Below are 1,003 nucleotides of genomic sequence, written 5' to 3'. Positions count from 1 at the left end.
GGGTCAGGCTTGGCGAAATAGCCGTCAGCTTCACGCGGAGAGAGCTTCATTCCGCCTGAGCGGAGAGATCCGCGGTCGCCAGAATCCGCGCAGTGATCTGATCGGCCAGGATCACCATCAGCCGTTCATGGGCGTCACGCTCACCTGCCAGCGTCTCCACGGTGGAGCCAGTTGCGGAGTAGCCGGTGAAATTCTGCACTGTGCCGCTGGAAGTTACCTTGCCATCCGACAAGCGGGTCAGTGAAAATCCAGTACTGCCGATCACCGAATAGCGGGTGATCTCATTGCCCGCAGTGATTGCCTGGCCTTCTTCCTGGGTGCTGAGTGTCAGATCCAGCTTGTAAGCAGCACTGGCACCGCGGCCCAGGCGCTGCTCCAGATTCTGCACCAGGAAGTAGGCGTCGGTGCCGGTGGCGCCCTTGATCTCCTCCGGCGCCTGAACCTCGATTTGCCCATGCAGAGCGGAGCCGGTGCCGCCAGGGGCGTACACCGGGGTAAAGCCGCAGGCCGCTGCCACCAAGGGCAGTGCCATCAGCAGGGTTCTGCGGTTAAGCAACGACATTGACAATCCGGCCCGGCACCACGATCACCTTTTTCGGGGCGGCGCCGTTCAGCGCCTTTTGCACAGCTTCGTGTGCCAGGGCGCGTTTTTCAACCTCTGCCTTGTCCAGATCCTTGGCGACTTCGATTTCACCGCGGCGCTTGCCGTTGATTTGGATCGGCAGGGTGACGGTGTCCTCAACCAGCATGGCATCGTCTGCAACCGGCCAGGGCGCGGTGGCGCACAAGCCTTCGCCGCCCTGGTGGTTCCAGATGTCTTCGGCCAGGTGCGGGGTCATCGGCGCCATCAGCTGCGCCAGGGTCATGATCGCCTGTTTCTGCACCTTGGCACCTGCCTTGGATTTGGCGAGGGTGTTGGTGAAGGCGTAAAGCTTGGCAATCGCGGCATTGAAGCCAAAGGAATCGACTCCCAGGGTCACGTCGCGGATGCATTTATGTGTCT

Annotated in this window: 2 protein-coding genes; both read right to left on the bottom strand. The window is 61.4% G+C overall.

The features are described from left to right. Window positions 1–46 precede the first annotated feature (46 nt). A complete protein-coding gene (lptE, locus tag A2I95_RS42405) occupies window positions 47–562 on the bottom strand; it encodes an LPS assembly lipoprotein LptE (RefSeq protein ID WP_291738216.1) in 516 nt (171 codons plus the stop codon). Continuing rightward, the coding region (locus A2I95_RS42400) for a class I tRNA ligase family protein (protein WP_291738215.1) at window positions 549–1,003 on the bottom strand (455 nt) is incomplete at its 5' end. The genes lptE and A2I95_RS42400, both read right to left, overlap by 14 nt.

It is taken from the genome of Leisingera sp. F5 (assembly GCF_001593695.1).
This window is presented reverse-complemented; position numbering and strand designations above follow the sequence as displayed.